A 25160-nucleotide genomic window follows, 5' to 3' on the forward strand; every position below is an offset into this window, starting at 1 on the left:
CTGGAATCATTTGTGCCCTGTTTTTTGTCTCCGGGCCGGAGTCGGGTGTAGACTTCAGCCCCTGCAAACCTGAATAAATGAGAGGATAAATGAGCTACCGGGTAATTGCCCTCGACCTCGACGGCACGCTGCTGACCCCAGCCAAAACGATTCTGCCGCAGTCAATTGACGCGCTGAACCAGGCCCGCCAGGCGGGTGTTCATGTCGCTATCGTGACCGGACGGCATCACTGCGCTATCCACCCTTTTTATCAGGCGTTACAACTGGATACACCCGCAATCTGCTGTAATGGCACCTATTTGTATGATTATCAGGCGAAAAAGGTGCTGGCGTCCGATCCTCTCGACCCGCAGCTCGCATTACGGGTGATTGAGATGCTGGATCAGCAGCAGATTCACGGCTTGCTCTACGTGGATGACGCCATGCTCTATCAGACCCCAACCGGGCATGTGATGCGCACCCTGAAATGGGCCGAATCCCTGCCTGAGCATCAGCGTCCGCTGTTCCGTCAGGTGCCTGACTTAGCCCAGGCGGCGCGAGACGCCGGTTCAATCTGGAAATTTGCCCTGTCGCACGACAACCATGCGGAGCTGCAACAGTTCGCCACAACGGTGGAAGCAGAGCTGGGGCTGGCCTGCGAATGGTCATGGCACGATCAGGTGGATATCGCCAAAGGCGGCAACAGTAAGGGCAAACGGCTGGCGCAGTGGGTTGAATCGCTGGGGCTCAGCATGGCGGATGTGATCGCGTTCGGTGATAACTATAACGATCTCAGCATGCTGGAAACGGCCGGACTGGGCGTGGCGATGGGCAATGCTGACGAAGCAATCAAGGCGCGGGCGAAAAAGGTGATCGGCACCAACCTTGAAACCAGCATTGCAGACACCCTCTATCAGTACGTGTTGTAATCAGGGCGTCACCGAGACGCTTTTGATCTGGGCATAAAGCCACTGTTCGGGGCGGATGCCCAGTTCATCCCGCGCCCAGGGCGTAATGCGTGCCCAGAGTTCGCTGATGCCGATGCGCAGTTTCACTTCCACCTGATCCCCGACCTCCAGCAGCTCGACCACCTGTGCCGGTAAAATGTTGCGGATGGAGGTGTGCTGCGGTGGTTGCAGCGCCAGCGAAACATCGGACGAGGCGATGCGAATACGCAGCGGGGTTTTCACCGGCTGATTCACCCGACTCACCCAGATGTGCTGATCGCCCAGCGACAGCGCGGTCATCGGGTAGTCAGGATGCTGCTCCAGCACCTGCACCCGCAGTACGCTGGTCAGTTCGCTCACCGGCAGCCAGGGCCGCATTGCGCTGCTGCTCCAGACCCGCTCCAGCGGCCCAAAGGCTTTGACCTTGCCCGCATCCAGCACCAGCACGTTATCTGCCAGATGCAGGATCTCATCCAGGCTGTGCGAGACGTAAAGCATCGGAATATCGACCTGCTTCGCCAGCTTTTGCAGCCAGGGCATCAGTTCACGTTTGCGCGGCAGATCCAGCGACGCCAGCGGCTCATCCAGCAGCAGCATATCCGGTGCGGTCAGCAGCGCACGACCTATCGCGACCCGCTGCTTTTCACCGCCCGACAGCGACAGCGGAAAACGCGAAAGCAGCGCCTCCAGCCCCAGCAGCGAAACCAGACTGTCGAACTGCGCTTTCATCGACGGGGCCATGCCATATTGCAGGTTGCCCCGGACCCGGTAGTGCGGAAAGAGCCGCGCATCCTGAAACACATAACCGATGCGCCGTTTTTCCGGCGGCAGCGCAACCTTCTGCTCCGCATCAAACAGCAGACGATCGTTAAGTTCAATTCGCCCACGCTGCGGCAGGGTCAGGCCGCTGATCGCATTGATCAGTGAGGTTTTACCGGCACCGGAAACACCGAAAATGGCGGTGATGCCTTTGGCCGGGATCTGCAGGTCAACCTCCAGCTGGTGATCGCCCTGCTGCTGCATAAAGTTGAGTGATAGCATCAGCTTTCCATCCGCTTACGGCCTGCGCGCGCCAGCCATTCCGACGCCAGCAGTGACGCCAGGGCCAGCACGATAGCAATGACGCAGAGCCGCGCCGCCGCGCCCTCGGCACCGGGGGTTTCAATCAGGGTAAACATCGCCAGCGGAAGCGTTCGCGTCTCGCCGGGAATATTGGAAACAAAGGTAATAGTGGCACCGAATTCGCCCAGCGATCGGGCAAATGCCAGCACCGTTCCCACAATGATGCCCGGCAGGGTCAGCGGCAGCGTGATGGTGAAAAAGACCCGCCAGCGCCCGGCACCCAGCGTGTGCGCCGCCTGCTCCAGGCGGCTATCGACCGCCTCCAGCGCCAGCCGGATAGCGCGCACCATCAACGGAAAGGCGATCACGGCAGACGCCAGCGCGGCCCCGCGCCAGCTGAATGCAAAGCTGAATCCGAACCAGTCAAACAGCTTTTCGCCAATGATGCCGCGTCGTCCCAGGCTAATCAGCAGCAGATAACCCACCACCACCGGTGGCAGCACCAGCGGCAGGTGGATCAGGCTGTCGAGCAGCGCTTTGCCCGGAAAACGGCAGCGCACCAGAATCCACGCCATCAGGATGCCAAACGGCAGACTGACAAGCACGGCTATGCCAGACACTTTAAGGCTAAGCAGTACCGCCTGCCATTCGGGATCGCTGAGTATCATTTCGTCGGTGTGAATCCGTAATGTGTGAAGATCGCCGCGGCCTGCGGCCCTTTCAGGTAATCATAAAACGCTTTAACGGCAGCCGTATCGTGATCGTTAACGATCGCCATCGGATATTCTACCGGTTTATGGCTGCTGGCCGGAAAACGTCCCGCCACCTGCACCTTGTCGCTGGCGACCGCGTCAGACCCGTAGACAATGCCATACGGGGTTTCGTTACGCTCCACCAGCGCCAGGGCTGCCCGCACATTATTGGCGGGCGCTAACGCGGGCGCAACTTGCTGCCAGGCACCCAGATTTTGCAACGCCTCTTTGGCGTAGATGCCCGCCGGAACGTGGTCGGGGTCGCCCACCGCCAGACGCTCACCGTGCAGCAACGTTTTCCAGTCCGTCTGCGCATTCAGCGTCACCGTTTTGGCGGGGGCACTGCGTGGCGCAATCAGCACCAGATCGTTGCCCAGCAGGGTAAAGCGGCTATGGGCAATGACGCTTTTCTTCGCGACGGCATCATCCATCCACTGCTGATCGGCAGAGATAAACAGGTCGGCAGGCGCACCCTGTTCAAGCTGACGCGCCAGCGTAGAGGAGGAGGCGAACGACGAGACGACCGTCACGCCCTTTTCCCTCTGATACTGGCTGGCAATATCCTGCATCGCGTTGGTCAGCGAAGCAGCAGCAAACACGGTGATATTGTCAGCGGCCACAGCCTGTCCGGCCAGCGACACGGTAACCAGCGCCGCGACGCTCCAGCGTGTGTAATTTAATGACATGATTCTCTCCGGCTATTCGTTGTGTAGCCGATAATATAACGCATTATCAGGGAGGTTCAGTAAATTATCGGCAGGCGCAACAGAAGGTTGAATGGGGGCGGGATAAAAATGACACGCCCGCCGGGGAGGGCGGGCGTGGCAGAAATTAATTGTGCGAACGGGCTGACGATTTTTCGCGATGACCCACTTTAGAGAAGATGTTAAACACTTCACCCAGGCCATAAATCATACCCAGCATCAGCGCCATTACCACAGGGACCATCAGTACGGCCACGGCGAGGCTTTTCAGTAATTCCAGCATGGAGAGTCTCACTTTGCTAACAAAAAAGTGATTGTAACGGGTCAGGAAAATTTTGCGCAGCCCTTTTCGTGCTTTTACTTTGGTCACAAAACGCCGCTATCATCGGCCTTCGCCTTAACCCTTTGCCGGAGCTGTCATGGAAGCTGAACTGTCCCTCCATATCCGTTTACAACAAAAACTGTTTGCCGATCCCCGCCGTATTGAGCTGCTGAAACGCGTACAGCAGACCGGGTCGATCAGTCAGGGGGCGAAACTGGCTGGCATCAGCTACAAAAGTGCCTGGGATGCGATTAATGAGATGAACCAGATGGCGGATGAAACGCTGGTGGCGCGGGCAACCGGCGGCAAAGGCGGTGGCGGTGCCACGCTGACCCGCTACGGTGAACGCCTGATCCAGTTGTTTCAGTTGATGGAGCAGATTCAGCAGAAAGCCTTTGATGCGCTGCAGCAGGATACGCTGCCACTCGACAGTCTGCTGGCGGCAATCGCCCGCTTTTCACTGCAGACCAGCGCCCGCAACCAGCTGTTCGGCACCGTGATCAGTAACGATGCGCAGCAGGTGGTTCAGCATCTGATGATTCAGCTGGCCGATGGCGTGACGCAGCTCAACGTGGCGCTGACCCAGCGCAGCGCCGATCGCCTTCATCTGGCGGCAGGTAAAGAGGTGCTGGTGTTGATCAAAGCGCCGTGGATCCGCATCAGCCGTGACGCCGCAGAGGAAGACAATCAGCTGGCGGCCACGGTCAGTGCCATCGAACCTGGCGAGCAGATGAGCGAAGTGCTGATGCAGCTCGCCAGCGGGGAAACCCTGTGTGCCACCCTGAGTCATGAACAGTTACAGCAGCTGAAGCTGCAGCCCGGCGACGCGGTGATCGCCAGTTTCAATGCGGAGAACGCCATCGTCGCCACCCTGCTCTAGTGGCTGAGTTGACTTCATTGCGGGCAATCGTTACAACTCAGTAACCTGATGCAAAAAATGGAACAGATCATGGCTTCATTGCATATTCTGCAAGGCACGTTTCACCTTAGTGATACCCGGGTACTCAGTCTGGATCACGTGGAACTGCAGCGCGGCGAAAGCTGGGCCTTCGTCGGTGCCAACGGCAGCGGTAAATCATCACTGGCGCGCGCACTCTCCGGTGAACTGCCGCCGCTGGCCGGTAAAGTCAGCAACGATTTCACAAGGCCGGTCCGGCTGTCTCTGGAGCAGCTACAGACCCTGGTGGCGCAGGAGTGGCAGCGCAATAACACCGATATGCTCAGCGAAGGCGAAGAGGATACCGGGCTGACCGTGGCCGAGGTGATTCAGGCGGAGGTGCAGCAGCCGGAACGTTGCGGGCAGCTCGCCCGCCAGTTTGGTATCGAACCGCTGTTGTCACGCCGCTTCAAATATCTCTCTACCGGCGAAACCCGTAAAACCCTGCTTTGTCAGGCTCTGATGAACCAGCCAGACTTGCTGATTCTCGATGAGCCGTTTGACGGACTGGATGTGGCGTCGCGTGCCAGCCTCACCGACACGCTGCGCAACCTGCAGCAACCGGCATTCACCCTGGTGCTGGTGCTCAATCGCTTTGACGATATCCCCGATTTCATTCAGCAGGTTGGCGTGCTGGCAGAGTGTACTCTCACCCACAGCGGGCCGCGCCAGGCCATTTTAACAGAGGCGCTGGTCGCCCAGCTGGCACACAGTGAACAGCTGATGGGCATGGCGCTGCCCGAGGCAGATGTCCCGGATCAGCGTCCAACACTGGCGGATGATGCGCCGCGCGTTATCCTGCGCAACGGCACCGTCTCATACCACGATCGGCCCGTGATTCAGGGGCTGAACTGGCAGGTCAACGCAGGCGAACACTGGCAGATCACTGGCCCGAACGGTGCCGGAAAATCGACCCTGTTAAGCCTTGTGACCGGCGATCACCCGCAGGGCTACAGCAATGATTTAACCCTGTTTGGCCGCCGTCGCGGCAGTGGCGAAACCATCTGGGATATTAAGCAGCACATTGGCTATGTCAGCAGCAGCCTGCATCTGGATTACCGTGTCAGCACCAATGTACGGACGGTGATCCTGTCGGGCTTCTTCGACTCCATCGGGCTTTATCAGGCGGCGTCCGATCGGCAGAAAGCGCTGGCCCGGCAGTGGCTGGCACTGCTGGGCATGGATAACCGGTTGGGCGATGCGCCGTTCCACTCGCTCTCATGGGGGCAGCAGCGGCTGGTGCTGATTGCCCGCGCACTGGTTAAGCATCCGACACTGCTGATTCTGGACGAGCCACTTCAGGGACTTGACCCAATCAACCGCCAATTGGTGCGGCGCTTTGTCGATGTGCTGATTGGCGAAGGCCGGACGCAGCTGCTGTTTGTTTCACACCACGCCGAAGATGCCCCCGCCTGTATCACGCATCGCCTGAGCTTTGTTCCCTGTGAGGGCGGCTATCACTTCCAGCAGGATACGCTGCGCTAACCTTCTTACAACGCCCCCCGGACGCCGCTGCGGCGGCGTTTACACGCGCCTTAGTGTAATCGTTACCATTCAGACCCGCCTTTCATCCTCAAGCCTCCCTTTCAATGCCGTGAAATAAGAATAGTCAGCTTGTGTAAGCGATACCATTTATCCAGACTTGATCACGCTTTCGGGCGCGCTGATGTGCTACTTTTTACCGATGCCTCTTTGGCTTTTGACGCTTACCAGGACCTCACATGGAAAAATTCAACCCGGTCGATCACCCACATCGCCGTTACAATCCACTGATTGATCAATGGATTTTAGTTTCACCTCATCGGGCTAAACGTCCGTGGCAGGGCGCGCAGGAAACCCCCGCCGTTAATACCTTACCGGCGCACGATCCGGACTGCTTCCTGTGTGCCGGAAACACCCGCATCACCGGTGATAAAAACCCGGATTATTCGGGCACTTATGTCTTTACCAATGACTTTGCAGCGCTGATGACCGACACGCCTGACGCGCCCGTGAGCGACGATATCCTGATGCGCTGTGAAAGCGCACGCGGCACCAGTCGGGTCATCTGCTTCTCGCCCGATCACAGCAAAACCCTGCCGGAAATGTCACTGAGTGCGCTGGAAGAAGTGGTGCGCACCTGGCAGGCGCAGACCGCCGATCTGGGTCAGCACTATCCCTGGGTGCAGGTGTTTGAAAACAAGGGCGCGGCCATGGGCTGCTCCAACCCGCATCCGCATGGACAGATCTGGGCTAACAGCTTCCTGCCCAATGAAGCGCAGCGTGAGGACGATCATCAGCGCGACTATTACGCGAAACACGGCTCGCCGATGCTGGTCGATTACCTGGCACGTGAGCAGCAGGATGGCAGCCGCACCGTGGTAGAAACCGAACACTGGCTGGCCGTTGTGCCGTGGTGGGCCGCCTGGCCATTTGAAACCCTGCTGCTGCCGAAAACGCACGTCAAACGTCTTACCGACCTCACTGCGGCGCAGCGTTCTGACCTGGCGCTCGCGATCAAGCAGCTCACCAGCCGCTATGACAATCTGTTCCAGTGCTCTTTCCCCTACTCCATGGGCTGGCACGGCGCGCCGTTTAATGGCGAAACCAACGACCACTGGCAGTTACACGCGCACTTCTATCCGCCGCTGCTGCGCTCAGCAACGGTGCGTAAATTTATGGTTGGCTATGAAATGCTGGCCGAAACCCAACGCGATTTAACGGCGGAACAGGCGGCGGAACGTCTGCGTTCTGTCAGCGACGTTCACTTCCGTGAGGCACAACAATGAGCTTAAAAACCATCACGCAGCAGCTTTTCTCTGACACCTTCGGTTACGCCGCCACACACACGATCCAGGCGCCGGGCCGCGTTAACCTGATTGGCGAGCACACCGACTATAACGACGGCTTTGTGCTGCCGTGTGCGATTGACTACCAGACGGTCATCGCCTGTGCCCGCCGTGACGATCGCCAGATTCGCGTTGTCGCCGCAGATTATGAAAATGCGCAGGACACCTTCTCGCTGGATGAAGAGATCGTCAGCGTGCAGGAACCGATGTGGGCCAACTATGTACGCGGCGTGGTGAAACATCTGCAGCAGCGTCATGCCGATTTTGGCGGCATCGATATGGTGATCAGCGGCAACGTGCCACAGGGCGCGGGCCTGAGCTCATCGGCGTCGCTGGAAGTGGCGGTCGGCACCGTGGTAGTGCAGCTCTATAACCTGCCGCTGGATGGCGCGGCGATTGCCGTTAATGGTCAGGAAGCCGAAAACCAGTTCGTTGGCTGTAACTGCGGCATCATGGATCAGCTGATTTCCGCGCTGGGCCAGAAAGATCACGCCATGCTGCTCGACTGCCGCACGCTGGGCACGCGTCCGGTATCGATGCCGGAGGATATCGCTGTCGTGATCATCAACTCCAATTTCCGACGCACCCTGGTTGGCAGCGAATACAACACCCGCCGCGAGCAGTGTGAAGCGGGCGCACGTTTCTTCAATAAGAAGGCGCTGCGTGATGTTGATCTGGCCGGGTTTGAAGCGGCGCAGGCGCAGCTTGACCCGCAGGTGGCAAAGCGCGTGCGTCACGTCATCACCGAAAACGCCCGCACGCTGGAAGCGGCTGATGCGCTGACCCGGGGCGACCTGACGCGTATGGGCCAGCTGATGGCTGAATCACACGCCTCGATGCGTGACGATTTCGAGATCACCGTGCCACCAATCGATACCCTGGTTGAGATTGTGAAAGCGCAGATCGGTGATCGCGGCGGTGTGCGTATGACCGGCGGCGGCTTTGGTGGCTGCATCGTGGCACTGATGCCGCTGGATTTGGTTGATCAGGTCAAAACCGCTGTCGCGGAACAGTATGAAGCGCAGACCGGGATCAAAGAGACCTTCTACGTCTGTAAAGCCTCTGAAGGAGCGGGTCAATGCTGAACGACGTTAACTCCCATGCGCCCGACGGTCAGCCGTGGCGCATAACGGTGCTGCGCAACGCCAACGGCATGCTGGCGACCTTTATGGACTGGGGCGCGACCTGGCTTTCTGCCCGCGTGCCGATGCAGGATGGCACGGTACGTGAAGCGCTGCTCGGCTGTGCCACGCCTTCTGACTATCTGCATCAGGATGCCTATCTGGGGGCCACGGTGGGCCGCTACGCTAACCGTATCGCCGGGGCAAAACTGACCACACTGAACCGCGCACTGGTGCCGAACCAGGGTGCGCATCAGCTGCATGGCGGGCCAGAGGGCTTTGATAAACGCCGCTGGCAAATTGTCAGCCAGTCCGACAGCGAGGTGCACTACCGCATCGATTCGCCTGACGGGGATCAGGGCTATCCGGGCAATCTGATTGCCGACCTGCACTATCAGTTAGATGATCAGAACTGCCTGAGCATCCGCTATGAAGCGCGCTGCGATCGGCCCTGCCCGGTCAATCTGACCAACCATGCCTACTTTAACCTTGATGCGCATCATGGCGACGCCCGCCAGCATCGCTTACAACTGCACGCCGACCACTATTTGCCGGTCGACAGTGAAGGCATTCCGAATGCGCCGCTGAAAGCCGTCGCCGGAACCAGTTTTGATTTCCGTCAGGCTAAAGTCGTGGCGCAGGACTTTCTGGCAGACGACGATCAGCGTGCGGTGAAGGGCTATGACCATGCGTTTCTGCTTAACAGCGCAGGCGACGACACGCAGCCTGCGGCAGAACTCTGGTCGGAAGATGGCCGACTGCAGCTCAGTGTCACCACCTCGGCACCGGCGCTGCAGTTCTACACCGGCAACTATCTGGCAGGCACCCGTGCCCGTGAGCAGGCGAGCTATACTGCATTTCAGGGCATTGCGCTGGAGAGTGAATTTTTACCGGATTCGCCTAATCATGCTGAGTGGCCTCAGCCAGATTGCTGGCTGCAGCCGGGAGATCGCTGGGAATCCGTGACGCGTTATCGCTTCACGCCACGCTGAGCCTCCGGCTGAAAAACGCGCAGTGCGTCACACACAGGCTTACGCGCTGCGCGCTTTTCCGTTATGGTATGGCGCAATCAGCTCGTGTATCAGGCGGGCAGCAGCAGGTTTCCAATCTCACAGAAACATCACAGTATTAAGGAGTTAAGCTATGGCTGTAACTAAGCTGGTTCTGGTGCGACACGGCGAAAGCCAGTGGAACAACGAAAACCGCTTTACCGGTTGGTATGATGTTGACCTTTCTGAGAAGGGTCGTGGCGAAGCCAAATCAGCAGGTCAGCTGCTGAAAAAAGAGGGCTTTGTTTTTGATTTTGCTTACACCTCCGTACTGAAGCGTGCGATTCACACGCTGTGGAATGTGCTGGATGAGCTGGATCAGGCCTGGCTGCCGGTTGAGAAAACCTGGCGTCTGAACGAGCGTCACTACGGTGCGCTGCAGGGTCTGGATAAAGCGGAAACAGCGGCCAAATATGGCGACGAGCAGGTTAAGCAGTGGCGTCGCGGCTTTGCCGTTACTCCGCCAGAGCTGGATCGTGCAGATGAGCGTTTCCCGGGCCATGACCCGCGTTACGCATCACTGACCCCGGAGCAGCTGCCAACCACCGAAAGCCTGGCGCTGACCATCGATCGCGTAATCCCTTACTGGAACGATACCATTCTGCCGCGCATCAAAAGCGGTGAGAAAGTGATCATTGCCGCACACGGCAACTCACTGCGTGCACTGGTGAAATATCTGGATAACCTGAGCGAAGATGAAATTCTCGAACTGAACATCCCAACCGGCGTACCGCTGGTGTATGAGTTCGATGAAAACTTCAAACCGCTGAAACGCTACTACCTGGGTGACCAGGACGAGATTGCAGCGAAAGCCGCAGCCGTTGCGAACCAGGGTAAAGCGAAGTAATTTTTCGCTGACAGGCAAAAAGGCCAGACGAAAGTCTGGCCTTTTTTATTGGGCGGCGCACGGCAATGCTACGCGTCATCTTTCACTGTCAGCGTAAAAGCCAGGATGTCAGTTCGTCCCGGACTCATCACATATTCAAATCCGTTTAAGTCTGGCAGCAGTAAATTAGCTCAATGCGCAGGGAACAGGGTCAGAAAAGGAAAGCGTCCCGCCGCCCGGAAAAAACGCCGGGAGCGTTTTAAACAACGTAACGCGCTGGCCCGGCAACGGGCGCACCTCAGGGATGAGGTGCGTCATCGCGCGGGCAGAGCGTGCCATGGATGGCGGTTTTTGCGTCTTTTCGATCTGACTGTGTTTCCTGAGCAGGCTCACTCTCCACAGCGAATTCAGACAGACGCTGCCAATAGTCACTCCAGACCGCGAACACTTAACTGCGGCGCTGTTTAACCGCCGCCGCCAGCTGACGCAGCACCTTGTCAGTATCTTCCCAGCCGATACAGGCGTCGGTGACGCTTTTGCCATAGACCAGCGGCTCGCCGCTCTCCAGGCTCTGATTGCCTTCCACCAGATGACTCTCAATCATCACACCGACAATCGCCTGCTCACCGTTGATCAGCTGCTGTGAGACATCATCTGCCACCACCATCTGACGCTGGAACTGCTTGCTGCTGTTCGCATGGCTGAAGTCGATCATCACCTGCTGTGGCAGACCCGCTTTTGCCAGGCCCTCTTTGACCTCAGCGACATGCTGCGCACTGTAGTTAGGCTCTTTGCCGCCGCGCAGGATGATGTGGCAATCACCGTTGCCGCTGGTTTCCACAATGGCGGAATGACCGTACTTCGTGACTGACAGGAAACAGTGTGGCGATCCTGCTGCGTTAATTGCATCAATCGCGACCTTGATGGTGCCATCGGTGCCATTTTTAAAGCCAACCGGGCAGGAAAGACCGGATGCCAGCTCGCGGTGCACCTGAGATTCCGTGGTACGCGCACCAATCGCGCCCCAGCTCATCAGGTCAGCCACATATTGCGGCGTAATCATATCCAGAAACTCGCCCGCTGCCGGTAAGCCGCTGTCGTTGATTTCCAGCAGCAGTTTACGCGCCAGACGCAGACCGTCGTTAAGCTGATAGCTGTTATCCATGTACGGGTCGTTGATCAGCCCTTTCCAGCCCACTGTGGTGCGTGGTTTTTCAAAATAGACCCGCATCACCACTTCCAGCTCGCCTTTCAGCTCATCGCGCAGCGCCAGCAGGCGACCGGCATACTCTTTTGCCGCCTCAGTGTCATGAATTGAGCAGGGGCCGATCACCACCAGCAGGCGATCGTCCTTGCCCTGCAGGATGTGATGAATCGCCTGACGGGCCTGTGAAACGGTCTGTGCAGCACGATCGGTCGCCGGGAATTTTTCGAGCAGCGCAACCGGAGGTAACAGCTCTTTAATCTCTTTGATGCGTAAATCATCGTTCTGGTAATTCATACTGATTCCATATTTTTTCTTGCCCGGCGCCCGCCGGACACAACCTGCCCAATGTAGCCCGAAGCGCCAGGGGTGTAAATTCCCGCTGCGGGTTAAATGTGCGGGTCATATTTGCATTAATCAGGTTAGCGACTAGACTTTTTAATGGTAAGCACTGAGGAAAGTCCCGCTTACATTATTTAATCACCCTGTTTTAGTTAACTGGCGAATTTTATTTCGTCAGGGATTTTTTTACCCGAAATTGCACCTCTGGGCTCAAAGCCTCTTCATTTATTAACGGGAGCATAATGATGAAAAAGTTTGCCTTACTCTTTTTGACAGCAGCAATGACACTGAGCAGTGGCGCGGTACTGGCTGCAGACAGCAGCAGCAATAACGGTACAGCAAATCAGGCAGCCAGTGCAGGCGCAGCAGCGGGTGGCGCGAAAGAGAATCTGCCGCCAAATAATGTCGATAACAGCAAAATTAATAACACCGGCAACGACACGAATCCTGCAACGTCTGGCAGCACGACCAGCCAGGGTAATATGTCTGCTAATGAAATTGACCAGAACAGCCAGTGTAAAGATGGCAAATGTCCGAATATCAACAGAAAAGTTGAAACGAAAGTCGGCGGCGGTGATGTAAATACCAAAACCGATGGAACAACGCAGTAATTCTGTTTAACCAGGAGAGCGGAAGCGCTCCTGGTTTTTCTCCCCTCTGCCCCACTCTTCCGCTATGCTAATCCTGTGAAATTTACAGGAAATCCTTCATGGCCGTTTTGCTTTTGATTGACGATCATCCGCTGGTTGAAGTTGCACTTGACGCCGCACTGAGTCAGTCGCCCATACCCGTCCAGCTCCTCTCTGCCAGCAGTGAAAAAGCCGCCCGTCCCTTACTTCAGCAGCCACTGGACATTATCGTGCTGGATATCGGCCTGCCGGACAGTGATGGGCTGGAATTTCTTCGTCGCCTGAAAATCCATCGGCCTGATTGCCCGGTCCTGATCTACTCCGCGCAGCAGACCCGGCACTATGTGCGACGCGCACAGGCGCTGGGTGCGGCCGGTTACGTGGTCAAGAGTCAGCGTATGACGCAGTTGCTCAGCGCCATTCTGGCGGTGCTGGGCGGTCAGACCGCCTTTCCGGTGATGGATGATGAGCCTGAGCTGCCGCTGACGCAGAAGGAGCGTCAGATTCTTGCGCTGCTGGCCAGCGGCTTGTCCAATCTGCAAATCGCCGCGCAGCTGCACATCAGTAACAAAACGGTCAGTACCCATAAAAAGAACATTCTGGAAAAAACCGGTGCCCGCTCGGTGGTGGAACTGGCTGACCTGTGGAAAGCGCAGCAGTGAGAATGCTGCTGCTGATCCTGCTGTTAGGGTGCGGAGCCTGCCTGGCTGAGGTGCGTCCGGTGAGCAGCGTTAATCTGCCGATGATGCTGCCGGTAACGCATGCGGAAACCATGCAGGGCAAGATAGTGCGCGTCGGCCTGCTCGAAGAGAACCACGCCCCCTGGGCGATGCGTATCGGCAATGACCTTTATGGCATTAACGCGGACTATCTTTCCGCGTTGCGACAGCTGACCGGCGCGCAGTTCACCCTCAGCCTCTACCGCGATCAGCCGCATCTGATGCAGGCGCTGACCAGCGGCCAGATCGATTTTGCCCTGGGCATGTGGATCGCCCCGCTGCCCACTGGCACCCTGAGCAGCGACAACTGGTACAGCAGTCCGCTGCGGGTTTACCGCAATCAGCAAAATCAGCGAGCCGTGATGTTTAACAGCCAGAATGCCTCGCTTGCGATCAGTGACAGCACGCTGGCACAACTGCCACCTGCACTGGCAGCCCGCCACAGCTGGCGGCGCTACAGCAGCGATTTGCAGGCGCTCTACACCCTGCTTAATCAGCAGAATGATTATGTGGTGGCAGATGAGGCCAGCGCCGGTTTTCTCCTGAGCCAGCTGCAGCAGGGCCAGATTTATCAAATCGCCTCCCACATCGAGGCGGGCCAGCTCGACCTGCGGGCGGTGGCGCGCGATCCCCGGCTTATCAGCTGGATCAATCAGAGCCTGCGTCAGCTGCCTGCGGAACTGATGACTACGCTGCAGGCGCGCTGGAGCAGCAGCCTGCCGCGCTATCAGGATACGCAGACCCTGATGCTCAGCCCGGCTGAACGGGCCTGGATTGCCGATCATCCGCGTATCACCTACACCGCCGAACCGGACAACTATCCCTGGAGCTACCGCGATGCCAGCGGAACCGCCCGAGGCTATGGCGTGGATTTGCTGAAAGCGATTGCGCAGAGTACCGGATTAGCGTTTGAACCGGTGTGGGTCAGTAATCCGCGCCAGGCCAGCACGCTGATTCAGCAGCAGCAGGCGATGCTGCAGCTGATGCAGCCGCTGAACGGCGATGCGATGCAGAGCACCTCGCTGCCGGTCTGGCGGGCGCTGTGGGGCATCTACAGCATCCAGTCCGAACCACTGGCGCACTGGCGCGACCTGCGCGGCAAACGGATCGGGGTGTTGCAGGATGATCTGGCACTGCGTCTGTTGCCTGCGGATCTGCAGCCGCTGCCGTTTGCCGATCGAAATAGCCTCTATGACGCGCTGGCAAAGGGGCAAATCGATGCGCTGGTCGATAACGTGCTCTCCGCCCGCTGGCGTATCGCCAGCCGCGACGATGCGCGCATTCACCTCGCTTTTGCCGCCAGCGACATCGCGTGGCCGATCGCGCTGGGCGTCACGCCCGGCCAGCCGGTCCTGCGCACCCTGCTGGATCGTGCGTTACAGCAGATTCCGGCAGACACGCAGAGCCAGATGCGCGATAGCTGGTCAACGCCGCCGCAGCCCGGCAGCGTAATGGTGATGCGTTCGCTGCCGATGATGGTGCTGGCGGTGGCCGGTGCGGCGATTGCCCTGCTGCTATTGCTGCTGGCGCGGCGCTACTGGCAACAGCGTCGTGAACGTCAGCAGCGTGAACAGGCGGAGCACGCCAACGCAATGAAAAGCCAGTTTCTGGCGACCGTCAGTCACGAGCTGCGAACCCCCATGCAGGCGATCCTCGGGCTGCTGGAGCTGGAGAAGCAGCAGCACAGCAGCCCGAACCTGACGCTGCTGCACAGCAGCGCACAATCGCTGCTGACCCTGCTGAATGACCTGCAGGATCATGCGCGCATCGAGAGCAACAGTTTTACCCTGGCACCCCGCCCGCTGGCGTTGCCGCAGTGGCTCGATCAACAGCAGCACTTTTATCACCCCTTAATGCACGCGGACGGCCCGCGTCTGATCGTCGAGGCGCTGACACCATTGCCTGACACGGTAATGATTGATGCCGACCGCCTGCAGCAGGTGGTCAACAACCTGATGACCAATGCCCTGAAATTTACCCGTCACGGCGCGATTCGACTGACCCTGGCCGCCGATCAGCAGCTGGTTCTGACGGTGAGCGACAGCGGCAGCGGTATTCCGCCAGAGGAGCAGCAGAAGCTGTTTGACCCCTGGTATCAGGCACCGTCCGGGAAATCCGTTTCGGTGCAGGGCAGCGGGCTGGGGCTGTTTATCTGCCGTGAGATGGTGTTGCGGATGGGCGGCGATATCCGCCTCGCCTCTGAACCCGGTCGCGGAACGCAGGTCACCGTCACGCTGCCGCTGCAGATCTGTGCGCCGGTAAGCCACGCGGACGAGACCTCCCTGCCCGGCTTTCCGCAGCTGCGGGTGGCGATTGTTGATGACCATCCAGCCAATCTACTGGTGATGCAGCAGCAGCTGGCGCGCTTTGCGATTCAGGCTGACATCTTCGATGAAGGACGCGCACTGCTGCGGGCCGACGCGCAGCAGCCTTATGATCTATTGTTTATCGACCAGATGATGCCGCGTCCTGACGGGACGCTGCTGCTGCGGCTGCTGCGCCGGCGTGACCGCCAGCGGGGACGTCAGGCAATGCGGGTGCTCTGCTCGGCTGACGCGCAGCTGTTATCGCGGCCGTCTGAGGCAGGCGAGCGGGTGCTGATTAAACCGGTGCAGTTAGCCGATCTCAGCGCGTTGCTGGGGGAATGGCAGGACGATCCGCTGGCGGCACTGGATGACAACCTGTGGCAGCTGGCGCAGCAGAATGACAAATTCCTCAGCCGTCTGAGCCAGACGCTGCACAGCACGGTGACGCAGGATCTGGCTGCAATGCGCGAGGCGCACGAGCGCGCGGACTGGACGCAGTTCGCCGATGCGGCACACCGGATGAAAGGAAGCTGGTTACTGGTAGGGCTGGAACAGGGTGCACAGCTAAGCCAGCAGCTGACGGAGCAGGTTAAACAGCATCAGGACACGTCTGAGACGTGGCAATTACTGATATTATTCGCAAACAGGTTACTGAAAAAACTGGAATCTTATGGCACATACCCACACTCATAGCGGGCAGGATAGTAATCGCACGCGTCTGGCGGCCGCCTTCGGGGTGACCGTCGTTTTCATGGTTGCTGAAGTCATTGGCGGCTGGATCTCAGGTTCACTGGCGCTGCTGGCGGACGCCGGTCATATGCTGACCGACGCCGCCGCGCTGCTGATGGCGTTACTGGCGGTGCAGTTTTCGCGCCGTAAACCTAATGCACGCCACACCTTTGGCCTGCTGCGTCTGACAACACTGGCCGCGTTTGTTAACGCCATCGCACTGCTGGGCATTACTGCCCTCATCGTCTGGGAAGCGGTGCGCCGCTTTACCGATCCGCAACCGGTGACCGGCGGCCTGATGCTGGGGATCGCGATTGGCGGCCTGCTGGCTAATCTTCTGTCATTCTGGCTGCTGCATCACGGCAGCGGAGAGAAGAACCTCAACGTGCGGGCCGCGGCGCTGCATGTGATGGGCGACCTGCTGGGTTCAGTGGGCGCGATTGTGGCGGCGGTGATTATTCTGCTGACCGGCTGGACACCCATCGACCCGATTCTGTCGTTGCTGGTGTCACTGCTGGTACTGCGCAGCGCCTGGGCGCTGCTGCGTGAAAGCCTGCAGGAGTTACTTGAGGGGGCACCGCATTCGCTGGATGTGAACCGGCTGATACGGGATCTGACGCTGAACATCGCCGAAGTGCGCAATGTTCACCATGTGCATCTGTGGCAGGTTGGTGAGAAGCCGCTGCTGACGCTGCATGCGCAGGTGATCCCGCCTTACGATCACGATGCGCTGCTGCACCGTATTCACGACTATCTGCGCCAGAACTACCAGATTGCGCATGCCACGGTGCAGATGGAGTATCAGCCCTGTGCCGGTACCGAGTGTGAACTCGGCTTAAGCAGCGCGGCTGTCACCGGCCACGATCACCGTCATTCTCACGATCATGATCATGACCCTGCTCACGCTAAAGGCGAAGCGCACACTCACTGAGCCGACAGCGCGCGGGAACCCTGTTGCCGTGCGCTGCGCATCCACATGCGTGATCCGTTCAGCGCAATCAGCGTCAGAATCACATACTCCAGCGACATCGCATAGACGCCCTGACGGGCGAATATCATCACGCTTATCACGTTGATGATGACCCACAGCAGCCAGTTCTCAACGTATTTGCGCGTCATCAGCACCATCGCCGCAATCGACAGCACCATCATGCAGGAATCCCAGAACGGGAACGCATCAGGCTGCAACGCGGGCATTGCCACCGACAGGCCGATCGCGTTCATCAGCGTGACTGCTGCACGGGTTAACAGCGCAAACACCGGGTCGATATAGACGGTCATCAGCGCAATGGCAATCACACAGCCCGCCGTCCAGGCCAGCGCTTTGGGAAGCGGCAGCCAGCGGATTTTCAGCTCAGCCTGATGATCGGCGGTCTGGCGGCTCCAGGCATACCAGCCATAGAGGTTGGCGGCAAAAAAGAAGAGTTGCAGCAGAAGGCTGGCATAGAGCTGGATCTGAAAGAAGATCACCGCAAACAGGGTGACGTTAATCAGGCCGAACGGATAGTTGATGATTTTTTCCAGGCTGGCAAACCAGATACAGAGTAAGCCTGCCAGCGTGCCGATAGCCTCAATCCAGGAGAGATCGTAGCCGCCGGCACCCAGAGGAATGTGTACCAGGATATTGTGTGTGCTGAAGAAGTCCATGCGAAGCACCTGTCCGGCAAACGCTTATGCGTTTCCCTTCACGTTAAGTTTAAGTTCCGCTGCAAAGGATAGCATGCGATTAAGCGGCAGTAACGCCGCCTCACGCAGCGTCTCATCCACCTGAATCTCATGTTCCACACCGCCCGACTCCAGCGCCTCTGCGATGGCTTTGAGGCCGTTCATCGCCATCCAGGGGCAGTGCGCACAACTGCGACAGGTTGCGCCTTCACCCGCAGTCGGCGCTTCCAGTAGCTCTTTATCCGGCACTGCCTGCTGCATTTTGTAGAAGATGCCGCGATCGGTCGCCACAATCATCTGCGGATGTGGCAGGGATTTCGCAGCCTGAATCAGCTGGCTGGTCGAGCCAACGGCGTCCGCCAGATCGACAATCGCCTGCGGTGACTCCGGGTGTACCAGCACCGCTGCGTCGGGATAGAGCGCTTTCATGCGCTGCAGCGCCTGGGTTTTGAACTCGTCGTGCACAATGCAGGCACCCTGCCAGCACAGCACGTCCGCACCCGATTTCTGGGTGACATAGCGACCAAGATGGCGGTCCGGTGCCCAGATAATCTTTTCGCCCAGGCTGTCGAGATGCTCAATCAGCTCAACCGCAATGCTGGAGGTCACCACCCAGTCGGCACGCGCTTTCACGGCTGCCGAGGTGTTGGCGTAGACCACCACGGTGCGATCGGGATGGGCATCGCAGAAGGCGTTGAATTCTTCAATCGGGCAACCGAGATCCAGTGAGCACTCCGCCTGCAGGGTGGGCATCAGCACGGTTTTTTCGGGGCTGAGAATTTTGGCGGTTTCGCCCATAAAACGCACGCCCGCCACCAGCAGCGTGGTTGCCGCATGATGACTGCCAAAGCGCGCCATCTCCAGTGAGTCAGAAACGCAGCCGCCGGTCTCTTCCGCCAGCGCCTGAATTTCCGGGTCAGTGTAGTAGTGCGCCACCATCACCGCGTTACGTGCCTTCAGCAGCGTTTTGATTTTCTCACGGTAAAACGCCTTCTCATCATCACTCAGGCGGGCAGGTTTAGGCGGAAAAGGATAGACGGCGCTTTCAGGATCGAACATCACACTCATGACACAGCTCTCGTTTTATCTAATTAACGAAACTCGCCTGCTAAGGCGACGAGGGGCTTAGAATCAGCCATCTTGTTTTATATGCTAAACACGATAGCGGAAAAGCCAGACTGTGTCGTGCGATATTTATTCTGCCTGCATCACTGCGCCTGCCCTGCCCGGCTGCGTTTCATCGGCCAGCACCTGCCGTGTCTGCGGCCCTTCCAGCGCCAGCAGGAAAGCTTTGATGTCCAGCCCGCCCGCAAAGCCGGTCAGCTTGCCGTTGGCACCGATCACCCGGTGACACGGCGCAACAATAGAAAGGGGATTACGCCCGTTGGCCGCACCCACCGCCCGCACGGCGAGCGGATGGCCGATCTCCCGCGCAATCTGGCTGTAGCTGCGCGTCTCACCAAACGGGATCGCCACCAGCGCCTGCCAGACCTTTTTCTGAAACGCCGTGCCGACAAAATCCAGCGGCAGCTCAAAGCAGCGACGCGTGCCGCTAAAGTACTCGCTGAGCTGACGCCCGGTTTCGATCAGAATGGGATGATCGTCATCGCGCATCTGGGGCAAAAATCGGGTGCGCTTTGGATCGTCATTTTCCCACAGGATGCCTGCCAGGCCACTGTCGCTGGCGACCAGTTTAAGTTCGCCGACCGGAGTCACGATCGGTTTGAAGTAGTACATGGTGAGTCTCCCGTAACGGTTCCGACGTCCAGTATCGCACTTTTCTTCTGCCTGACTGGCTGTTTCCGGTCATGAGGTTAAACTGTTGTGCTGTTCGAAAACAGCCAGTCTGACGGATCCTGCCGGTATAGGCTGTTTCTATTTGCCGGAGAAATGCCATGCTCGATCCCGACATTGCCTATCAGGCTCTGACCTCCCGTGATACCCGCTTTGACGGCGTTTTCTTTGTGGGCGTCACCTCTACCGGTATTTACTGTCGTCCGGTCTGCCCGGTCAAAGCGCCCATGCAGAAGAACTGCCTTTTCTTCAGCAGCGCCGAGGCGGCGGAAAAAGCACGCTTTCGCCCCTGCCTGCGCTGTCGGCCAGAACTGGCACCCGGCAATGCGCCTGTTGATCAGCCGCATCGCGTTGCGGAGCGGCTGATTCAGCGCATTGAAGAAGGCATGCTGGAGGAGCGCGAAGGGCTGGAAGCGATTGCCGCTGAATTCGGACTCAGCCTGCGTCAGCTGCGCCGTATCGTGCAGCATGAACTTGGCGTTTCGCCGCTGGAGCTGAAGCAGACGCGGCGTATGCTGCTGGCGAAGCAGCTTCTGACAGAGACACAACTGCCGATCATCGACGTCGCCTACGCAAGCGGCTTTGGCAGCCTGCGCCGTTTTAACGATGTGTTCCAGGCGCGTTACCGCATGACGCCGGGCGCACTGCGCCGGAACGATACGGGCACTCAACGCGCACAGCCCGGCGACCGTGTGACGCTGCGGCTGGCTTATCGTCCCCCCTATGACTGGGCGGCGATGCTCTGGTTTTTGCAGACGCACCTGATGAAGGAGGTCGAAGCGGTGGAAGATGGCAGCTGGCGACGTACCGTGGCGCTGGGGCGCTGCCGGGGCTGGGTCAGCGTTTCGCATCTGCCGCAGAAAAACGCGTTGCAGGTGACGCTCTCAACGTCGCTGACGCCGGTGCTGCCTCTGCTGCTGCGTCGTCTGCGCGATCTGTTCGACCTCGACGCTCAGCCGCAGCGTATCGCCGCCTGTCTGGCACAGGATCCGCTACTGGCACCCAGCCTGATCGCGCATCCGGGTCTGCGGGTGCCCGGCGCATTTGACGCCTTTGAGCTGGGGGTACGCGCCATTATTGGCCAGCAGGTAACGGTCAAAGCGGCCACCACGGTAAGCAGCCGTTTTGCCGCCGCCTACGGTGAGCCCTGCGAGACGCCCTTTGCCGATCTGACCCGCTATACCGCGCTTCCTGAGCGCATCGCCGGACTGACGGTGGACGATGTTGCGCCGATGGGCATTGTCAGCGCCGCACGTTCCCGGGCCATCATCGGCTTTGCCACCGCCTGCGCCAGCGGCGATTTGCGTCTGAGTGCCGCTCAGCAGCCTGACGAAGTGATAAAAAAGCTGGTCAGCCTGCCGGGCATTGGCCCCTGGACTGCGCACTACATCGCGATGCGTGCCCTGCGCTGGCCGGATGCCTTTCCGAAAGAGGATATCGCCATCCGTAATAATCTGGGCGGCATGTCATCCAAAGAAGCAGAAGCGCGGTCGCAATCCTGGCGTCCCTGGCGCAGCTATGCGGTGATGCATATCTGGGAGAGCCTTGCCGTGGCGAAGGTGAAGAAAAAGGCGTGACGGCGGGTGTGGGGAGGCAGGTTGACACATTGCCCCGCACAGTGAGTATCGCAGAAATGATGATAGTGGCGTAAGAGTCGTTCAAACTGCTGAGAAAGCCAGACCACCTTAAATCTTCCCGCAACGCAGAAGCAAAACGGGCAGTGAACTGGGTCAGAAGCGGAACGCGCCCCGCGCCATGGATTAAAACGCCGGGCGCGTTTTTGAACAACGCAACGCGCTGGCCCGGCAACGGGCGCACCTCATGCGTCATCGCGCGGGCCGAGCGTGTCGTGGATAACGGCTTTTGCGTCTGTGTTTTCTGCGCAGGCTGCCTCTCACCGCGGCAACGACAAACTTTATCTCCAGCGTCAAATGCCAGAGGCACGGTGCTTTTAAGCTGATACCGCAGAAACGAAAAAAGCGCCTTCTAGGCGCTTTATTCTTAATTGGTGGGTCGTGCAGGATTCGAACCTGCGACCAATTGATTAAAAGTCAACTGCTCTACCAACTGAGCTAACGACCCGCTGGGGGCTTACAACCGTTCAGCGCGCCAGGCGGCTGAGATAAGATGGTGGGTCGTGCAGGATTCGAACCTGCGACCAATTGATTAAAAGTCAACTGCTCTACCAACTGAGCTAACGACCCATCTTAGGTTGTGAAGCAATGCTGAAGTGTTCTTCTTAAAAGCACGCGGTAAACGCGCGTCCTGAGAAGATGGTGGGTCGTGCAGGATTCGAACCTGCGACCAATTGATTAAAAGTCAACTGCTCTACCAACTGAGCTAACGACCCATCTTCAGGCTTACCAGACACTTTGCAATGTGTCCCGGCAACGGCGGCATATATTACTGATTTAGCGAGGTAGCGCAACTCTTATTTCTGCTAAATGCCTCAGTTGCTTACCTTTCATACGGCAAGACCAGAAATCACACGATATCTGGTCTGAACCGGACACATTACAGGCTTGCCAGACGTTTCTGCGCCTGTTTTGCAGAATCGGTGTCTGGATAAAGTTTGATCACCTGCTGGAAGACCGCTTTCGCTTTCGCTGTGTCTTTTTTCTCCTGCATGATCACACCCACTTTCAACAACGCTTCTGCAGCTTTAGGCGACTTCGGATAGTTCTTCACTACCGTGGCGTAATAATACGCCGCATCGTCCTTTTTGCCTTTGTTGTAGTTCAGCTGACCCAGCCAGTAATTCGCATTCGGCTGATAGGTCGAATCAGGATAACGTTTAACCCACGCCTGAAGCGCGCTGATTGCCTGATCATACTGTTTCTTTTCCAGAATCAGCGCCACAGCCGCATTGTAATCGCTGTTAGCGTCACCGGTCTGCGCAGGTGCGCTCTCGGTTGATGCTGCCGCGCCTGCGGTGGCTGCTGCACCTGTATCCGCTGCGGCATCGCTGCCGGCGGCCTGTTGCCCGCCGCTGGTGCTGGCGCTGCTCAGGCTGTCAATCTGCTGGTAAAGCTGCTTCTGCCGCTCAACCACCTGATTCAACTGATACGTGTTTTGCTGGATTTGCCCACGCAGCGCGTCGATATCACGCTGGTTATCGCTCATCTGCTGCTGCAATTGCTGCATCAGCTGTGCCTGGGCATTAGAGATTCGTTCAAGAGTGGTGACACGGTCTTCGACCGAGCCGGAGCCAACGCTACTGATTGACGCTTGGGCATTAGCGGCCCAGGGGGCCGCTACGCCAATCAGTAACGACAGACTCAACAGATGACGTCTGAAGTTACTAACCATGTGATTCTCTTAGTAGACCAGTACGGCACGACGGTTTTTAGAATACGCAGCTTCGTCATGACCCAGAACGGCTGGCTTCTCTTTACCGTAAGAAACGATAGACATCTGATCAGCCGACACGCCTTTACCCTGCAGGTACATTTTAACCGCGTTAGCACGACGTTCGCCCAGGGCGATGTTGTATTCCGGCGTACCGCGCTCATCCGCATGACCTTCGATGGTCACTTTGTATGATGGGTTGCTGCGCAGGAAGGTGGCGTGCTGATCCAGCATCTGTGCGTAATCAGACTGAACGTCATATTTGTCCAGGCCAAAGTACACGATGTTGTTCTGCTGCAGCTGCTGCATCTGCAGACGAGCCTGCTCGTCAGAAGACATGTTGCCGCCGTTGCCGTTCATGCCAGAATTTGCACCGTAAGCGCCATCAGCGCCCATGCCAGTCTGGTCATTGTTGTTGTTTTTGTGTGAGCTACAAGCCGCTACTGCCAGAACCGGCAGAGCCAGCATCAAACCCTTCAGCACTTTGTTCAGTTGCATTTCAAAAATCCCATTATTGTTTATTGTTTGCGATGTCTGAACGCTCAGACATTACAGATACGGCGACCAGGCAGGAAATTTGACCTGTCCATCAGTTGCCGGAAGACGCGCTTTGAAACGACCGTCGGTTGAAACCAACTGCAACACGGAACCCATCCCCTGAGTAGAGCTATAGATTACCATTGTGCCGTTTGGTGCCAGGCTCGGCGTTTCATCCAGGAACGTGTCCGTTAACGTTTGAACGGCTCCCGTTTCCAGATCCTGTTTGGCGACGTGTTGAGCACCACCGCTGGTGCTAATCATCACCATAGATTTACCATCTGTTGCGACATCCGCATCCTGGTTCTGACCACCTTCCCAGGTAATACGCTGTGGCGCGCCGCCATTAAGGCCGACTTTATAGATCTGAGGCGCACCCGCCTGATCGGAGGTGTAAGCCAGCGTCTGGCTGTCCGGGAACCAGGTCGGTTCAGTGCTGTTGTAGCGACCATCCGTCACCTGACGGGTCTGACCTGACGCCAGATCCATGACATAGAGGTTCAGGCTGCCGGTTTTAGAGAGCGCGAAAGCGAGCTTAGAGCCATCTGGCGAAAACGCAGGCGCACCGTTATGGCGTGGATAAGAGGCGACCTGACGGATAGCACCGTTAGACAGCGTCTGAACCACCAGCGCAGATTTGCCGCTTTCAAAGGTCACATAGGCAACTTTGCTGCCATCCGGAGACCAGGCTGGCGACATCAGTGGCTGTGGTGAACGATGTACAACAAACTGGTTGTAACCATCGTAATCAGCAACGCGCAGCTCGTACGGGAACTGACCGCCGTTGGTCTGGACGACATAGGCGATACGGGTACGGAAAGCCCCTTTGATTCCGGTCAGCTTCTGGAACGTTTCATCACTGGCAGTGTGGGCCGCATAGCGCAGCCACTGCTTCGTCACTTTGTAAGAGTTCTGAGCCAGTACGGTACCTGGCGCACCGCCGGTATCAACCAGCTGGTAAGAGACCTGATAGCTGCCATCCGGGTTAGACGCAACCTGACCGACGACAACGGCATCAATGCCCAGCGCGCTCCAGGCGGCAGGCTGAACTTCCTGGGCGCTGGCAGGCTGCTGTGGCAGACGCGAGCGATCCAGTGGATTAAATTTGCCACTGTTGCGCAGGTCAGCCGCTACGATACCGCCGACATCTTCCGGCGCGGCACCCGCACCCGCCCATTTAAACGGCACCACACCAATCGGGCGTGCGGTGTTGACACCCTGGGTGATCTCAATTCGAACTTCTGCATGCAGCATGGCTGCCCACAGCAGGATAAAAAAGCCTAACGTAACGCGAAGAGCTTGCTTCATTTTATCTCCCTTATCTGAACCTCAGTCCACGATAATTGGCACTGTTCCTGGA

General features: G+C 58.0%; 23 protein-coding genes and 3 tRNA genes. 12 read left to right on the forward strand and 14 right to left on the reverse strand.

The window, feature by feature from the left end; genetic code table 11:
• Window positions 1-89: 89 nt before the first annotated feature.
• A complete protein-coding gene (locus N5J69_RS08590) occupies window positions 90-908 on the forward strand; it encodes a pyridoxal phosphatase (RefSeq protein WP_279769592.1) in 819 nt (272 codons plus the stop codon).
• Here N5J69_RS08590 and modC read toward each other — a convergent pair whose 3' ends face one another.
• From modC to N5J69_RS08610, 4 genes are all read right to left on the reverse strand, one after another.
• Entirely contained in the window at window positions 909-1967 is a 1059-nt protein-coding gene (gene modC / locus N5J69_RS08595; RefSeq protein ID WP_279769594.1) for a molybdenum ABC transporter ATP-binding protein ModC, read from the reverse strand.
• On the reverse strand, window positions 1967-2656 hold the full coding sequence (gene modB / locus N5J69_RS08600; protein ID WP_279769596.1) for a molybdate ABC transporter permease subunit: 690 nt from the start codon (window positions 2654-2656) through the stop codon (window positions 1967-1969). Before modB ends, modC begins: the two co-directional genes overlap by 1 nt.
• Window positions 2653-3426: a molybdate ABC transporter substrate-binding protein gene (gene modA, locus N5J69_RS08605; RefSeq protein WP_279769597.1), complete on the reverse strand. Its 774-nt coding sequence runs from the start codon at window positions 3424-3426 to the stop codon at window positions 2653-2655. Before modA ends, modB begins: the two co-directional genes overlap by 4 nt.
• Before the next feature lie 145 nt (window positions 3427-3571).
• Window positions 3572-3727 carry an AcrZ family multidrug efflux pump-associated protein gene (locus N5J69_RS08610; protein WP_033731900.1) on the reverse strand — a complete coding sequence of 52 codons (156 nt, stop codon included), beginning with the start codon at window positions 3725-3727 and terminating at the stop codon, window positions 3572-3574.
• Window positions 3728-3863: 136 nt separating this feature from the next.
• Here N5J69_RS08610 and modE point away from each other — a divergent pair, with 136 nt between their 5' ends.
• The 6 genes from modE (at window position 3864) to gpmA (ending at window position 10548) form a co-directional block, all read left to right on the forward strand.
• Window positions 3864-4646: a molybdenum-dependent transcriptional regulator gene (modE, locus tag N5J69_RS08615; RefSeq protein WP_279769599.1), complete on the forward strand. Its 783-nt coding sequence runs from the start codon at window positions 3864-3866 to the stop codon at window positions 4644-4646.
• A gap of 69 nt (window positions 4647-4715) precedes the next feature.
• A complete protein-coding gene (gene modF, locus N5J69_RS08620) occupies window positions 4716-6188 on the forward strand; it encodes a molybdate ABC transporter ATP-binding protein ModF (RefSeq protein ID WP_279769601.1) in 1473 nt (490 codons plus the stop codon).
• Between the two features lie 236 nt (window positions 6189-6424).
• Window positions 6425-7471, forward strand: coding sequence for a galactose-1-phosphate uridylyltransferase (gene galT / locus N5J69_RS08625; RefSeq protein WP_279769603.1), 1047 nt, complete (start codon window positions 6425-6427; stop codon window positions 7469-7471).
• Window positions 7468-8616, forward strand: a complete 1149-nt coding sequence (galK, locus tag N5J69_RS08630; RefSeq protein ID WP_279769604.1) for a galactokinase — start codon at window positions 7468-7470, stop codon at window positions 8614-8616. The genes galT and galK overlap by 4 nt, the downstream gene beginning before the upstream one ends.
• The gene (gene galM, locus N5J69_RS08635; protein ID WP_279769606.1) at window positions 8610-9644 is read left to right on the forward strand and encodes a galactose-1-epimerase; all 1035 of its coding nucleotides are present in this window, start codon (window positions 8610-8612) and stop codon (window positions 9642-9644) included. Before galK ends, galM begins: the two co-directional genes overlap by 7 nt.
• A gap of 151 nt (window positions 9645-9795) precedes the next feature.
• Window positions 9796-10548 (forward strand): 2,3-diphosphoglycerate-dependent phosphoglycerate mutase, encoded by a 753-nt coding sequence (gene gpmA, locus N5J69_RS08640; RefSeq protein WP_128086309.1) that lies wholly within the window; start codon window positions 9796-9798, stop codon window positions 10546-10548.
• 427 nt (window positions 10549-10975) lie between these two features.
• Here gpmA and aroG read toward each other — a convergent pair whose 3' ends face one another.
• Entirely contained in the window at window positions 10976-12028 is a 1053-nt protein-coding gene (gene aroG / locus N5J69_RS08645) for a 3-deoxy-7-phosphoheptulonate synthase AroG (protein ID WP_279769609.1), read from the reverse strand.
• A gap of 287 nt (window positions 12029-12315) precedes the next feature.
• On the opposite strand from aroG, the gene N5J69_RS08650 reads away from it, so the two are divergent.
• The 4 genes from N5J69_RS08650 (at window position 12316) to zitB (ending at window position 17387) form a co-directional block, all read left to right on the forward strand.
• A complete protein-coding gene (locus tag N5J69_RS08650; RefSeq protein ID WP_279769610.1) occupies window positions 12316-12684 on the forward strand; it encodes a YbgS-like family protein in 369 nt (122 codons plus the stop codon).
• Between the two features lie 98 nt (window positions 12685-12782).
• Window positions 12783-13364 carry a response regulator transcription factor gene (locus N5J69_RS08655; RefSeq protein WP_279769611.1) on the forward strand — a complete coding sequence of 194 codons (582 nt, stop codon included), beginning with the start codon at window positions 12783-12785 and terminating at the stop codon, window positions 13362-13364.
• Window positions 13365-13366: 2 nt separating this feature from the next.
• Window positions 13367-16420 (forward strand): ATP-binding protein, encoded by a 3054-nt coding sequence (locus tag N5J69_RS08660; RefSeq protein WP_279769612.1) that lies wholly within the window; start codon window positions 13367-13369, stop codon window positions 16418-16420.
• Window positions 16398-17387 carry a CDF family zinc transporter ZitB gene (gene zitB / locus N5J69_RS08665; protein WP_279769614.1) on the forward strand — a complete coding sequence of 330 codons (990 nt, stop codon included), beginning with the start codon at window positions 16398-16400 and terminating at the stop codon, window positions 17385-17387. The genes N5J69_RS08660 and zitB overlap by 23 nt, the downstream gene beginning before the upstream one ends.
• Here the strand turns inward: zitB and pnuC are convergent.
• The 3 genes from pnuC to N5J69_RS08680 form a co-directional block, all read right to left on the reverse strand.
• On the reverse strand, window positions 17381-18103 hold the full coding sequence (gene pnuC / locus N5J69_RS08670; RefSeq protein ID WP_279769616.1) for a nicotinamide riboside transporter PnuC: 723 nt from the start codon (window positions 18101-18103) through the stop codon (window positions 17381-17383). The two genes, zitB and pnuC, sit on opposite strands and share 7 nt — an antisense overlap.
• Window positions 18104-18127: 24 nt before the next feature.
• Complete coding sequence (nadA, locus tag N5J69_RS08675; protein ID WP_279769618.1) at window positions 18128-19189, reverse strand: quinolinate synthase NadA; 1062 nt, start codon at window positions 19187-19189, stop codon at window positions 18128-18130.
• A 126-nt stretch (window positions 19190-19315) separates the two neighbouring features.
• Entirely contained in the window at window positions 19316-19858 is a 543-nt protein-coding gene (locus N5J69_RS08680; RefSeq protein ID WP_279769620.1) for a methylated-DNA--[protein]-cysteine S-methyltransferase, read from the reverse strand.
• A 158-nt stretch (window positions 19859-20016) separates the two neighbouring features.
• Here N5J69_RS08680 and N5J69_RS08685 point away from each other — a divergent pair, with 158 nt between their 5' ends.
• Window positions 20017-21492 (forward strand): AlkA N-terminal domain-containing protein, encoded by a 1476-nt coding sequence (locus tag N5J69_RS08685; RefSeq protein WP_279769621.1) that lies wholly within the window; start codon window positions 20017-20019, stop codon window positions 21490-21492.
• A gap of 429 nt (window positions 21493-21921) precedes the next feature.
• On the opposite strand, the gene N5J69_RS08690 is transcribed toward N5J69_RS08685, so the two are convergent.
• The 6 genes from N5J69_RS08690 to tolB form a co-directional block, all read right to left on the reverse strand.
• Window positions 21922-21997: transfer RNA gene (locus tag N5J69_RS08690), tRNA-Lys, on the reverse strand.
• A gap of 46 nt (window positions 21998-22043) precedes the next feature.
• Window positions 22044-22119: transfer RNA gene (locus N5J69_RS08695), tRNA-Lys, on the reverse strand.
• A gap of 70 nt (window positions 22120-22189) precedes the next feature.
• Window positions 22190-22265: transfer RNA gene (locus N5J69_RS08700), tRNA-Lys, on the reverse strand.
• A gap of 164 nt (window positions 22266-22429) precedes the next feature.
• A complete protein-coding gene (cpoB, locus tag N5J69_RS08705) occupies window positions 22430-23224 on the reverse strand; it encodes a cell division protein CpoB (protein WP_279769622.1) in 795 nt (264 codons plus the stop codon).
• Between the two features lie 9 nt (window positions 23225-23233).
• Window positions 23234-23761, reverse strand: coding sequence for a peptidoglycan-associated lipoprotein Pal (gene pal, locus N5J69_RS08710; RefSeq protein ID WP_003853135.1), 528 nt, complete (start codon window positions 23759-23761; stop codon window positions 23234-23236).
• A 51-nt stretch (window positions 23762-23812) separates the two neighbouring features.
• Window positions 23813-25108: a Tol-Pal system beta propeller repeat protein TolB gene (gene tolB / locus N5J69_RS08715; RefSeq protein ID WP_279769624.1), complete on the reverse strand. Its 1296-nt coding sequence runs from the start codon at window positions 25106-25108 to the stop codon at window positions 23813-23815.
• Window positions 25109-25160 lie beyond the last annotated feature (52 nt).

This window comes from Pantoea sp. GD03673, from assembly GCF_029844725.1.
Classification (GTDB): Bacteria; Pseudomonadota; Gammaproteobacteria; order Enterobacterales; family Enterobacteriaceae; genus Pantoea.